Source organism: Arthrobacter sp. UYNi723, from assembly GCF_054057635.1.
The window spans coordinates 20,236-31,306 of the sequence record NZ_JBSRZM010000038.1 but is presented as its reverse complement, the minus strand read 5'-3'; the positions used below and the strand labels follow the sequence as shown (position 1 = coordinate 31,306).

The 11,071-nt window shown below is 64.1% G+C and carries 10 protein-coding genes and 1 pseudogene; 6 read left to right on the top strand and 5 right to left on the bottom strand.

Annotated features, from left to right (window positions below):
• Nucleotides 1-99: 99 nt before the first annotated feature.
• Nucleotides 100-441, bottom strand: coding sequence for a hypothetical protein (locus ACVWY0_RS20495; RefSeq protein ID WP_485838325.1), 342 nt, complete (start codon nucleotides 439-441; stop codon nucleotides 100-102).
• 210 nt (nucleotides 442-651) lie between these two features.
• On the opposite strand from ACVWY0_RS20495, the gene ACVWY0_RS20490 reads away from it, so the two are divergent.
• The 6 genes from ACVWY0_RS20490 (at nucleotide 652) to ACVWY0_RS20465 (ending at nucleotide 5,799) form a co-directional block, all read left to right on the top strand.
• Nucleotides 652-861, top strand: coding sequence for a hypothetical protein (locus ACVWY0_RS20490; RefSeq protein WP_252574855.1), 210 nt, complete (start codon nucleotides 652-654; stop codon nucleotides 859-861).
• Nucleotides 862-995: 134 nt separating this feature from the next.
• Nucleotides 996-2,102, top strand: coding sequence for an NAD(P)H-dependent flavin oxidoreductase (locus tag ACVWY0_RS20485; protein WP_485838322.1), 1,107 nt, complete (start codon nucleotides 996-998; stop codon nucleotides 2,100-2,102).
• A 70-nt stretch (nucleotides 2,103-2,172) separates the two neighbouring features.
• Nucleotides 2,173-3,534 (top strand): hypothetical protein, encoded by a 1,362-nt coding sequence (locus ACVWY0_RS20480; RefSeq protein ID WP_485838321.1) that lies wholly within the window; start codon nucleotides 2,173-2,175, stop codon nucleotides 3,532-3,534.
• A gap of 75 nt (nucleotides 3,535-3,609) precedes the next feature.
• Entirely contained in the window at nucleotides 3,610-4,233 is a 624-nt protein-coding gene (locus tag ACVWY0_RS20475; protein WP_485838320.1) for a hypothetical protein, read from the top strand.
• A gap of 88 nt (nucleotides 4,234-4,321) precedes the next feature.
• Entirely contained in the window at nucleotides 4,322-5,071 is a 750-nt protein-coding gene (locus ACVWY0_RS20470) for a YcnI family copper-binding membrane protein (protein ID WP_485838319.1), read from the top strand.
• 104 nt (nucleotides 5,072-5,175) lie between these two features.
• Nucleotides 5,176-5,799, top strand: a complete 624-nt coding sequence (locus ACVWY0_RS20465; RefSeq protein WP_485838318.1) for a DUF4232 domain-containing protein — start codon at nucleotides 5,176-5,178, stop codon at nucleotides 5,797-5,799.
• Between the two features lie 31 nt (nucleotides 5,800-5,830).
• On the opposite strand, the pseudogene ACVWY0_RS20460 reads toward ACVWY0_RS20465, so the two are convergent.
• The 4 genes and pseudogenes from ACVWY0_RS20460 to ACVWY0_RS20445 form a co-directional block, all read right to left on the bottom strand.
• Nucleotides 5,831-6,766, bottom strand: a pseudogene (locus ACVWY0_RS20460) (carbohydrate kinase family protein).
• 29 nt (nucleotides 6,767-6,795) lie between these two features.
• Nucleotides 6,796-8,304, bottom strand: a complete 1,509-nt coding sequence (locus ACVWY0_RS20455; RefSeq protein WP_485838317.1) for a glycoside hydrolase family 32 protein — start codon at nucleotides 8,302-8,304, stop codon at nucleotides 6,796-6,798.
• Between the two features lie 106 nt (nucleotides 8,305-8,410).
• Complete coding sequence (locus tag ACVWY0_RS20450) at nucleotides 8,411-10,018, bottom strand: ABC transporter substrate-binding protein (RefSeq protein ID WP_485838316.1); 1,608 nt, start codon at nucleotides 10,016-10,018, stop codon at nucleotides 8,411-8,413.
• Nucleotides 10,019-10,107: 89 nt separating this feature from the next.
• Nucleotides 10,108-11,067: a carbohydrate ABC transporter permease gene (locus ACVWY0_RS20445; protein ID WP_485838315.1), complete on the bottom strand. Its 960-nt coding sequence runs from the start codon at nucleotides 11,065-11,067 to the stop codon at nucleotides 10,108-10,110.
• Between the last annotated feature and the right edge of the window lie 4 nt (nucleotides 11,068-11,071).

The window sequence follows — 11,071 nt, the reverse complement described above, 5'->3', positions numbered from 1 at the left end:
CTCGGAAACGCTGGTCAGTACCATGAGGATTTTCTTCATGAAGTGCTCCTTCCGTCTAACTTCCACCCTACGCCCAGCCCAATTCGGGCCCTTCCCCCGTTAAAGCTTGTCCGTCTTGTCATCTCCCTTGTGCCCGCCGCGCAGGTTTTCCTGGACCTTGCCGAAGAGATCCTTGATGGTGGATTCGGTATTCGTCAGCATGTCCGGCTGAAGGTAGACGTGTTGACTGCCCGGGAGGCTGTAACTGGACTGCAGGCCGCCGCTTCCTTCGACGCCCTGCAGGGCGATGGTCACGCCGCCTTCCTTGCGCGCAATGGCCGCGATTTTTCCGAACACGAGCGTGAATTCGTCTGGCTCAAAACTGACGGTCTGACCCACGTGGGTCCTGTTAAGTTCACTGGCCGGAATCGCCTTCTCGTTGCCAGTCCCTGAGTAGTTCATCATGTGCTCCCTGAGGTAGTTGGCCACTTACGCCAGCAGTCTAGCCCCGCCCGATGCCGCGGTACATGGCCCTACTGGATGCCTGCACAAACGGCCGCAGCAAGAGTGGTCACATCCTCCATTGAGCAGACCAGAGCCCTTCGGGTTGTATGAAGTGGACCGGCACACCTGCCCGGCACCCGATCTTTAAAAGGAAGAACCGTGACTTAGATGACGAATCGCGTTAATGCCCCCGGCCAATGGGACGACGTCCAGGTGGGCGACACCGTTCTGCTGACCCGGAACGGCCACACCGAGTACGCCGGCGCCGTGGACACCAGGACAACGGACGGCGAGACCGTCTGGGTCAGGACGCCGGTGGGCGGCCGCAGGCTCTTCCATGTCAGCGACGGCTTCGAACTCACCTGGAGCCAGCCGTGACCGAGACCTGCCCCGACGACTGCCATTACTGCTCAGGCCCGGAAACAGACTGAACCCAGCCACAGGTTGGGCAGCGGCCGCCAGCCCTGCGAGACTGGTCCTGAAGCCGACGTCGATCTGCCAGGAGCCACCGCATGACTCTCGAGAACAGCACTTCAGCCAGCTCAAACCGCATCACCGAATTGTTCGGCACGGACGTTCCGGTGGTGCTGGGCCCCTTCGGTGGCGTCTCTTCCGTGGAGCTGACAGCAGCCGTGAGCGACGGCGGCGGGCTGGGTTCCTACGGCCTCTACGGTTACGGTGCCGACGCCATTCGGAACACCGCAGCTGAGCTCAGGAAGGCGACGGCCAAACCGTTCGCCCTCAACCTCTGGATTCCCACCGGCGACGAAACCACCTCGCTCCCCCAGGCGGACTTCGACCAGTACCTCGAAACCCTGAAGCCCTACTTCGACGAACTGGACCTTCCGCTTCCGCACATGCCGGACCGCTACCTGCCCGACTACGACGAGCAGGTGGAGGCAACCCTGGCCGCGGGTCCCGCCGTCGTCAGCTTTGTGTTCGGTGTGCCTGCGCCGGAACTCGTGGAGGAGGCGCACCGGCGTGGAGTCGTACTGGTGGGCACCGCCACCACCGTCGCGGAAGCCATGGCACTGGAAGCCGGCGGCGTGGATGCCGTGGTTGCCAGCGGCATGGAATCCGGCGGCCATCGCGTCTCGTTCCTGAAGCCCGCGGAGGAGTCCCTGATAGGAACGTTTGCACTGGTACCGCAGGTGGTTGACGCCGTCAGGATCCCGGTGATTGCGGCCGGCGGCATTGCAGACCGCCGCGGATACGCTGCCGCACGAGCCCTCGGCGCCGACGCGGTCCAGGTGGGCTCGGCCTTCCTGGCCACCCGCGAATCCGCGGCCGTGCCGGCCTACCGGGCCATCCTCCACAGCCCGGCCGCACGGGAAACAGTGCTGACACGAGCCCTCAGCGGACGGCTTGCCCGCGGGATCCCCAACCGCATCATCGCCGAACTGTCAGAGGCCAAACTGGCGGCGGGTGGACTCTCGGAAGCCGGAATAGCCCCGTTCCCCGTCCAGAACTGGCTCACTGGCCGATTCCGCCCACAGGCAGCAGCCCAGGGAAACACCGAACTCATGTCACTCTGGGCAGGGCAGGCCACATCACTGGTCCGGCACGACTCCGCCGCTGAAGTACTTGCCGAACTGCTCGCCGGCAGCCCTGTTTTGTAAGCTCGATACATCCGCGGTTGTCCCAGCCATCGAATGTGGGACGATCGCCCGTTGACACCGGAGGCAATCCTTGACCAAAAAGACCGGCAAATCCAAGAGCAAGAACAAGGACCGGCGGCACCTGAAGGCTGTTCCCCCGGCCCCCAAGATGCCCCTGCAGCTGGTCCTGAACCATCGGGCAATTGACTCGATGGCTGTCGAGTTTATTCAATGGAACGCGGCTGAAGCCCCTGACCCGGCCGATGCCTTCGAGTGCCTCGAGCTGGTCAAACTCTTCCTCACTGCGCAGCACGCCATCAATGGTTCGAGTTCGGCCACCGCTATCGACAGTGGCGGCGTGGAGCAGGCGGCCGGTGCAATTGCGGCGTCGCTGGACCCCGACGACATGGACGAGGCCTTCGACGACATCTACTTCGCCCTTCACTCGTACATCCATTTCCTGAAAGGGACCGGCCGCTGGAGCGGCACGGACGCCGCCTACGAGGAACTCCATTCAGCACTGGGAAACGGTATCGCCGCGGCTGTCCCGCAATTGCCGGTTATCCAGGTACCTGACCTCAGCGATGACCACCAGGAGGCTGCGTTCAATGCCATGCCGCTGATCCAGCATGCCACCTCCCTGCTGGACTGGATCGGAACCGGCAAGGAAGTCACCAGCACGGGCGCCCTGCGACTGAAGGACATCGAGCCGGCAGCCGCAGCCGTAGGAGTACATGCCCGTGGAAAACGGGCGGCGAGTCGGGCGGTGCCACTTTTCGATCTGGAAACTGCCGGGAACCAGACCGAAACGCTGTTGGAAGTCGGCACCATGCACGACGTGCCGGTACTCCGCGAAATCTGGTCAGCCCTGGTGGGGGCAGACCTGATCAGGGTCGGATCCACCAAAGCCATTCCCGGCCCGGAAGCAGCCGCCTGGAACAGCACGGATACCGAGGAACGGCTGAATATCCGCCGGATGCTTTCGGTGGTCCTCCTGGTCGGCGTGCTCACCGAGGAGGGCCAGGTGTGGGACCAGGAAGCGGTGGCCGCGATTCTGCTGGGCGTCCTCACCTATGGCACCACCGATGAACCGATGCCCGTGGCAGACCTCGAAAAGTTGGCGTCGCCGGACCTTGAGGGCGCCTTGCTTCAGGAGACAGGCCTCGAAGACACCGAACTCGACGAAGCGGGCCTCGAAGACTCAGCACTCGAAGAGATTTACGCGTCGTTCGCAGCCCTGCAGGCACAGCAGAAGCTGTCCCTGCTCGCCGAACTGGGATTGGTGGAGGCGGCGACCGATTACCGCGTTCCCCCGGTGGCTATCCAGTGCCTCGACCTTGCTATGGGTTTCTTGAAGTTGGCAGACGAGCCATCCGACGCCACAGAATCACCGTCCAACGTGATCGCGCTGCACGGCAGGTCACACACCGGCGGCCCGCCCAAAGGCCGCTAGAATCTGAACGTTGCAGAAGAACACTGGAAGAACGCTGCTGTTGCCCGTCAGCGGCGACCGAAATAAGGAGGATCCGTGCGCACCAACCACGCCCGGCCACCCTTCCATTTCCTTCGCGCGGCGTCCCTCTCCACAGGAGTCCTGACTCTTGCCGCAGGCGCCCACGTGGCCGGCGGCGGCGACCTTCCCTCCCCAGGCATCCTGCTGGCCGTGCTTGCACTGACAGTCCTGGCAGCCACCACCGCCACGAGGCTGCGGCTCAATTTTCCAGCCATGCTCAGCGTCCTCGGCGCGGGACAGTTCATCCTGCACGAAGCCTTCACTGCGTTCAGTTCGTCCGGCACCGCTGTGAGCACTGCCCCTTCCGGGCTCCATAACGCCCACCTCGCCGGCGCCGCCGCGCCCGTCATCGCTGCCTCCGGACACGTCCACGATCCCGGATCCGCGGGCATCCTGATGCTCCTGACCCACACACTCGCCACCGGCGCGTGCGCCCTCCTGCTTGCCAAGGGTGAGGCCGCGCTGTGGGCACTGGCCGCGTGGCTGAGACCCCTCGTCCGGCTCCCCGAAGCAGTGACGCCCGACGCCGGCACGCCGCGTGCGGTGCCCGGCCCACCAACGGTTCTCCCCCTCCGCCCCTGGCGGAACCTCAGGCAACACAGCCGACGCGGCCCGCCTTCCGCCGTCGTACTTCCCTGACTCCGCCCGCACCGCACGTCCGCAGGCCGCGGGCCCCATCCCGTACTTCCGCACGCCCCCATCCGGCGTGCGTCCGAAAGGCAACCCCATGACCACCACATTCCTTCGCCGCACCCTCACCGCAGCGGCAGCCACCGGCGGCGCAGCCGTCCTGATCCTGACCGCAGCAGCAGGTGCGTCCGCCCACGTCGGCGTCAAGCCGGACAAGACTGACGCCAACTCGTATGCCCTGCTGACCTTCGGCATCCCGCACGGCTGCGAGGAGTCCGGCACCACAAAGGTGGCCATCACCCTCCCGGCCGAACTCAACGACGCCCAGCCCACAGTGAACCCCAACTGGACCGTTGAAAAGGTGACCGAACAGCTCGCCGAGCCGAAGAAACTGGCCGACGGCACGTCCATCACAAAGCGCACCAGCCAGATTGTGTACACGGCCAAAACTCCCCTTGCCCACGACCTGCGCGATGCCCTGGTGCTGTCGGTCAAGCTGCCTGACGCGGCCGGGTCCACGCTGTACTTCCCCACGCTGCAGTCGTGCGAAACGGGGCAGACTGACTGGTCGGAGATCGCCAAGGACGGCCAGGACCCGCACTCCCTGAAGGCGCCGGCGCCGTCCATCACCATCACCGAGGCGGCCAGCGCAGACGGCCACGGCGCTGCTGCCTCCGCGGCGCACACCACCGAAGCCCCGGCCACCGAGCAGGCGGCCGCGGTGACTTACAGCGGCGCGGACGCCCGTAGCTGGGCGGGGCTTGCCGCCGGTCTCGGCGGACTCGCCCTGGGCGGGGTGGCCTTCGCGCGCAGCGGCTCTAAGCGCCGGCAGGAATCCGCCACGTAACATCGCGGGATTTGATGCCCGGATGATCACGATCCGGGCATCAAATCCTTCCGCGGGCCCGTGGCATCGTTGACTCCCATCACAGCAGCAACAAAGGTTGTGCCATGACGTCTCAGCGCATTGCACAAGGGTTTGTTATTACGACGGCGGTCGCGGCGGCGGCGCTTACGCTCACCGCCTGCGGACCGAGCCAGCCGCAGACGCAGGGGACGACGACGCCGGGGACGAACTCCGCCAGCCCGTCCACTGCGCCGGCGTCTCCGGGCGCGTTCCAGTCGCCGTCGTCGTCCGGCACGACTCCGGCCGGTCCCGCGCTCTGCAAAGCGGCCACACTGTCGGCGGCTACCGATGCGTCCGGCGGGGGCGCGGCGGGCAGCGTCTACATGAAGCTGAACCTTACGAATACGGGCACGGCGCCCTGCCTGCTCAAGGGCTACCCGGGGGTGTCGCTGACCGCCAACGCCGACGGTGCACCGATTGGCGCGGCCGCGACCCGCGACGAATCCAACCCGGTAGCGGACGTCCTGCTGGCGCCGGGCCAGACCGGAACCGCCGTCCTCCGCTACACCCAGGCCGCCAACTACAGCGACTGCACGCTGACGGACGCGGCCGGTTACCGTATCTACCCGCCGGAAGACACTGCGTCGTTGTTCCTGCCGCAACCCACCAGCGCGTGCACTAATGCGAACATCGCCCTCCTGAGCGTCGGAGCCTTCCAGCCCGCCTGAAATGTGGGAAGGATTCGGTCCGCTGCGCCAGCTAATTCGCCGGCTGCAGATGGGTCCGGAGTTCCACAAGTGTCGGCGGATTTGTGCCGGGCCGCCGCAGCGTTATGGCGGCCACCATCGCAACTGTGCGTCCAGCTTGCTCAGGAACAGCGGGCGCCAGGCCGTCGGTTCCGCGGGTGAGGAGTCCCAAGATCAGGGCCGCCATATACGAGTCCCCGGCACCAATCGTGTCAGCGACCCGGGAGGTCACTGCTGGGATGGCTAGCCGTGCCGCAGGTGTGGCGAGCAGTGAACCTTGTGAGCCTTTGGTGATGACAGCCAGACCGGCGCCTAAGCCAAGGAGGTGCGTGGCGGTGTCGTCCAGATTCTTTCCGGGGTAGAGCCAGTGGGCGTCCTCATCGCTGAGTTTCACTACGTCCGTGAGGTGGACCAGGTCTTCGAAAATTGACTTCGACTCGGAGTGGCTGCCCAGTAGGGCGGGCCTGATGTTGGGGTCATAGGTGATGGTGCATTCATCGCGGCATTGCTGCAGGAGTGATTTGACCTTGTCAGCGCCGGGTTTGAGGAAGGCGGCGATCGAGCCTGTGTGAAGCACTTTGGGGATGTAGGCCGGAGCGATGGGGTCGAGATCCCAGACATCGTCGAAGGCGTAACTGGCTGTACCATCGGCGGCTATCGTTGCAGTTGCCGACGACGTGCTGTCCAGGGAGTATGAGCCGGGAAGGAGCGTCACGCCGGCGCTGGTGCAGATGCTTGGCGATGGCGGCGCCGCGGACGTCGTCGCCTAGTGCAGTAGGAGGCCAGTGGTGACCCCGAGCCTGCCCAGCCCGTAGGCGACGTTGGCGGGTGAACCGCCTGGGTGTTCGATGTTGCCCCCACGTGAGGTGACTATGTCGGTGAGGGCTTCGCCGACGACAATGACATCGAAGTTCTGCCGCAGAGGGCTGATGGGCTCGGGGTGGTTCATGTCTGTCTGTCTTTGGTTTGGGTACCGCTTTATGCGTATCGGCTGATCCGCAGGTTGGTGAGGGTGGCTGTACCGCCGAGGGCGTAGACCGCGAGGCCGGTATTGGTGGGTGCCGGGAAGATCAGTTCGGTCATGGTGACTTGGCCGTCTTGGGCGAAGACTTCAACGGAGCAGCTGTCCACAAAGATGGTGAGCTTGTAGCCGCCGTCGATTGCCCGGATAGGGGCCGTGTCGACGGAGGGGAAGGATTCGTGGAAGTCGGTTCTCCCTGATGTCCGGCGGTCGATATGGAGGGTGCCTTGTGCGGGCTGGATGCCGATGCGGGTTCCATGGGCGCCGTTTCCACGAACGATGAGTCCGAATTCGTCGGCGCTTCCAGGGGTGAAAGTGACGTCGATTCGTTGGGAGGTGCCGGCGGCGCCGTCCAGGCTACGCGTGCAGTCCGATATTTCCGTTTCTTCAAGTGTGAAGGTTTCGCCTGCCCCGGAAATTGAGGCGAAATCTCCGGCGGCCTCTTGAATCAGCCGCGCTTTTCCGTCAATGCTGCGGAGGGATACTTCGCGGGCCAGGGACATGGGGCTGCGCCAGGGCGAGGTGGGGATGTGGTTGGCGTATTCCCAGTTGTTCATCCAGGCGATCATGAGGCGGCGGTTGTCGGGCGCGTCGCTGAAGGAGACTGCGGCGTAGTAGTCCCGGCCCCAGTCAAGCCACTGGTACTCGCCCAGCCGGGCTGGGTCCTGGGGCCCTTCGGTCACGGTGCTGGCCGAGGTGAACGTGGTCCCGTCGAAGTCCCCTACGAAGTACTGCCCGGCAGAGCCGTTGTTGGGTCCGCCCGGGTTGAGGTTCACGGTGAGGACCCACCGAAGGTTCTCGGGGTCGCCGTCGACGGGGAGGGGGAACAGGTCGGGGCATTCCCAGACGCCTCCGGTGGCGTTGGCCGGGCCGAACGTGCTCAGCAGCTCCCAGCTCTTCAGGTCCTCGGACTTGTAGAGCACCACCTGGAAGTCCGTGGCTTCCACGGCGACCATGACCCAGTATCTGCCGGCACCGCCGTCGTACCTTATGACCTTGGGGTCGCGGAACTCCGCGGATCCGCGGTTCAGGACGGGGTTGGCGGTGTGTTTGGTCCAGGTGTAGCCGCCGTCGCGGCTGTAGGCGAGGGACTGGGCCTGGACGCCGGCGTGTGCGGAGCCGGGTTTGAAGGCGCTGGTGTAGACGGCGACCAACGGCGGAGCCGAGTCGGTCCCGAATCCGCTGGTGTTGTCCCGGTCGAAGACGATGCTGCCGGAGAAGATGTCTTCCTCCTCGTCACAGGAGATGGCGACGGCGTGTTCGGTCCACGTGATCAGGTCAGAGGAGGTGGCGTGTCCCCAGGACATGTTTCCCCAGACGTTATCCAGCGGGTTGTTCTGGTAGTAGAGGTGATAGACGCCCTCGTGAAAAATCAGACCGTTGGGGTCATTGAGCCAGGTGTTCCGGGCGGCGTAGTGCAGGGCCGGCCGGAAGGTGTCGGCCGTGGTGGCGGTCGCGGCAGTCATGAAAGTGGGGTCTCGTTTCTGTGCAGATCTGCGGGTGAACCCTTGTCCGCAGGGTTCCCATAAGGGCGGGGTGGGCCAGTTACGCCGGCCCACCCCGGTTGTGGAGCTAGGAGTTTTTCTTGTAGCGGTCGTAGGCTTGCTGGTAGACCTCAATCATTTTGTCGACGCCGACGTTCTTCAGCTGGGAGACGTAGCCGTCCCATTCCTGCTCGATACCGCCGGAGACGATCCACTTGGCCATGTTCTGCTTCACCAGTGAGGTGGTGTCGGTCTGGATGGTGCTGATCTGCTGGAGTTCTTCGTTGGAGAGGGCGACCGGGGGGTAGCCGTCGTTGCCGGCGAAGGGCTTGTAGAGTTCGTTGACGGTTTTCTGGCGTTCGGCGGCGCGCGGTTCGGGCGCGACGACAGAGGTGAAGTTCTCGGCGGTGTTGGCCTTCGGGCCGCCCGGGGCGACCTTCTGGCGGCGTTCGCCTTCACTGGTTCCGGCCGGGGCTGGGATCTGGGTCAGGAGGCCGCTGGCATCCTTCTGCAGGGTCTCGCCGATGGGTCCCCAGTTGGCCTGGGCGGACTGGATGGGGTCGTAGAGGTTGTCGGCCCAGCGCATGGTCGCGGCCGGGTATTTGTTGGCCCGGGTGATGGCGAAGGCGCCGCGTGCGATTTCCTGGTTGTTGGACTGGCTGGCGATCCGCTTGCCATCCACGCCTTCAAGCACGGGGACGAGGGAGTAGTTGTTGGCGCGGTCAGCGCCGACCATCTCAGGGATCTCCCACCAGACAAAGGAGCCGAGGTTTTCCGTGGCAGCCTTGCCCTTGGCCAGGTAGGCCTTGTCATCCTGGGAGAAGGACTCGGGGTCGATCAGGCCTTCCTTGTACCACTCGTGAAGGGTACCGAGTGCCTTTTTGTAGCCGTCCTGGGTGGCGGTGAAAATTACTTTGTCGTCCTGGACGATGCGGTGGTCCATGTTGTCCGGCACTCCGCCGAGGGCAGCGATCAGGTCAACGATGTCGCCGGTCCAACCGCCAGGCCTGAAGCTCAGCGGGATGGTCTTGCCGGTCCCGGAAGCGTCCTGGGTCTTGAAAGCCAGCAGGGCGTCGTGGAACTCGTCGATGGTCTTTGGCATCGGGATGTTGAGCTTCTTCAGCCACGACGTGTTGATGATCAGTTCATTGGGGAACTGGACCAGGCCGAGCTCTTCCACCGACGGCAGGGAGTAGATGTGCCCGTCCGAGGAAGTGATGGCTGCCTTGATGTCGGACCGTTCCGAGAGCAGCTTGGAGAGGTTAGGCGCGTTCTTCTCGATCAGGCCCTCGAGCGGGATGAGCGTGCCGCTGGCGGAGTAGGTGGCGATCTCGGCGTCGGTCAGGCCGGTGTTGAAGAACGCATCGGGAAGATCACCGCTGGCGAGGATGAGGTTCTTCTTTTCCTGGAAGACCGTCTCGGGCAAGTTCTCCCAGTTGATGTGGACGTTGGTGGCCTTTTCCCATTCCTTCACCACCGTCATGGTGTTGTAGTCCGGGGCCAGAGCGGCCTTCGTGCCGGAGAACGTCAGGTCGAGTTGCTTGCTGACGATCGGGAAGCCAGTTTCCTGGAAGCCGAAGTCCGCCGAGGCGTCTTTGATCTCCGTGGTGCCTGAGCCGCCGCCGGAGCAGGCGGTGAACATCAATGTTCCGGCCAGGACGGCGCCAAGGGCGGCGAATTTACGGCTGAATGCCATGGTCATTCCTATTCTGAGGTGGATTTTTGAGGTGGGTGTGCTGCCGTCCGACGGCGGATGCCGGGGCGGCGGATATTGCGGGAAAAGAGCTATTTGACGGCGCCGATCATGGCGCCCTTGGTGAAGTGCTTCTGCATGAATGGCAGGGCAATCATGAGTGGCAGGCTCGAGACGACGATCATGGCGTACTTGGTGAGCTCTGCTATCCGTTGCGCGGCGGCATAGGATTCGATGTCCCCGCCGGTGGTTCCGGTGGAGGAGACGTCTGACTGGATGAGGATGTTGCGCAGGACGAGCTGCAGCGGGTACTTGGAGTCGTCGTTGAGGAAGATCAGTGCGTCAAAGAACGAGTTCCAGTGCGCCACGACGTGGACCATGATCATGAGCATGATCAGCGGCTTGGACAGGGGCAGCACCATCTGGAAGAAGAATTTGAAATCGGTTGCCCCGTCCATCTGGGCGGCTTCACGCAGCTCGTTGGGGATGGTGTGTTCAAAGAAGGACCTGGCGATGATCAGGTTCCACACGCCCACCGCGCCGGGAAGGACCACTGCCCAGACGGTGTCCAGCATGCCCAGGTCGCGGACCACCAGGTACTTGGTGATGAGGCCGCCGTCGAAGAACATGGTGATCACAAACAGGAGCATCAGGATCTTCCGCCCGGGCATGTCCTTGCGGGACAGTGCATAGGCGCCGCAGAGGATGGTGCTGACGCTGACGGCGGTGCCAAGCACGGTGTAGATGACGGTGTTGCCCAGGCCGTTCCAGATCCGGCTGTCGGCGAAAATCCGCTCGTAACCTTCGGTGGTCACACCGGAGGGGAAGAGCCAGACCTTGCCTTCGTAGACGGCGTTCGGGTCGCTGATGGAGGCGATGACGATGAAGTACAGCGGGTACACCACGGCCAGGATGGACAGCACCAGGACGGTGGTGGCGGCGATGTTGAAGGCCCGGTCACCGTATTTGTCCCGCAGGGTCTGCTTGGGGCGTACCTGGCTGAGAGGCCGGTTCGGGTTCTCGGTAGTGCGGGGGTTGGTTGTCAGAGACATTTCG

Excerpts from the sequence above, each read along its gene's own strand:
- ACVWY0_RS20495 (WP_485838325.1), bottom strand. The coding sequence starts at position 441 with ATGAACTACTCAGGGACTGGCAACGAGAAGGCGATTCCGGCCAGTGAA.
- ACVWY0_RS20450 (WP_485838316.1), bottom strand. The coding sequence starts at position 10,018 with ATGGCATTCAGCCGTAAATTCGCCGCCCTTGGCGCCGTCCTGGCCGGA.
- ACVWY0_RS20465 (WP_485838318.1), top strand. The coding sequence starts at position 5,176 with ATGACGTCTCAGCGCATTGCACAAGGGTTTGTTATTACGACGGCGGTC.
- ACVWY0_RS20455 (WP_485838317.1), bottom strand. The coding sequence starts at position 8,304 with ATGACTGCCGCGACCGCCACCACGGCCGACACCTTCCGGCCGGCCCTG.
- ACVWY0_RS20470 (WP_485838319.1), top strand. The coding sequence starts at position 4,322 with ATGACCACCACATTCCTTCGCCGCACCCTCACCGCAGCGGCAGCCACC.
- ACVWY0_RS20445 (WP_485838315.1), bottom strand. The coding sequence starts at position 11,067 with ATGTCTCTGACAACCAACCCCCGCACTACCGAGAACCCGAACCGGCCT.
- ACVWY0_RS20485 (WP_485838322.1), top strand. The coding sequence starts at position 996 with ATGACTCTCGAGAACAGCACTTCAGCCAGCTCAAACCGCATCACCGAA.
- ACVWY0_RS20490 (WP_252574855.1), top strand. The coding sequence starts at position 652 with ATGACGAATCGCGTTAATGCCCCCGGCCAATGGGACGACGTCCAGGTG.